We start from the raw sequence: 996 nt of genomic DNA, 5'->3' as shown, positions 1-996 counted from the left end.
GTACCGACGTGGCCATCCGCAACGCCAACGATGGCATCTCGCTGGCCCAGGTCGCCGAAGGTTCGCTGACTGAAATCGGCAACAACCTGCAGCGCGTCCGTGAACTGTCGGTGCAGGCCTCCAACGCCACCAACTCCGCCAGCGACCGCAAGGCCCTGCAGGCCGAAGTCACCCAGCTGGTCAGCGAAATCGACCGCGTCGCCAAGCAGTCCGACTTCAACGGCACCAAGCTGCTGGACGGCTCGTTCTCCAGCCAGCTGTTCCAGGTGGGCGCCAACGCCGGCCAGGCGATCGCCATCGACAAGGTCGTGGACGCCAAGGCCAATGCCCTGGGTGGCGCGCAGTTCTCCAGCGGCACCGCCACCGCCATTGCCGGCGTGGCCGATACCGATACCGCTATCGCCGCCTTCACCATCACCGACAGCAAGGGTGCGGTGGTCAACTTCGCCGCGCAGACCGTCAAGAGCGTGGGTGACGTGGCCGCCAACACCGCTGCCAACGGCAAGGCCGTGGCTGCCTCGATCAACGCCAAGATCGGTGAAACCGGCGTTTACGCCGAAGCCGATGCCGCCGGCGCCCTGACCCTGACTTCGGTCAAGGACAGCGTCGACGCCACTGGCGCCTTCGCGAACATCGCCAGCTCGCTGGCCGGCTTCGCCGCCACCGCCCCGGCCGACGGCAAGCAGTTCGCCGACAAGATCGACGTGTCCACCGTGAAGGGTGCCCAGCAGGCACTGGAAATCGTCGACAAGGCCCTGGGTGCGATCAACAACACCCGCGCCGACCTCGGTGCGATCCAGAACCGCTTCACCTCGGTCGTTGCCAACCTGCAGACCTCCTCGGAAAACCTGTCCGCGTCGCGTAGCCGCATCAAGGACACCGATTTCGCCAAGGAAACCGCAGAGCTGACCCGCACCCAGATCCTGCAGCAGGCCGGTACGGCCATGCTGGCCCAGGCCAACCAGGTGCCGCAGAACGTGCTCAGCCTGCTGCGCT

Annotated in this window: 1 protein-coding gene; it reads left to right on the top strand. The window is 66.2% G+C overall.

What is annotated here, in order from left to right; all coding sequences use genetic code 11:
- A partial coding sequence (locus tag AC1DR7_RS20320) for a flagellin (protein WP_478076674.1) occupies positions 1 to 996 on the top strand: 996 nt, incomplete at both ends.

This window comes from Stenotrophomonas sp. P5_A9 (assembly GCF_056400525.1).
The sequence above is the reverse complement of the archived record's forward strand: the minus strand, read 5'-3'. Positions and strand labels throughout refer to the sequence as shown.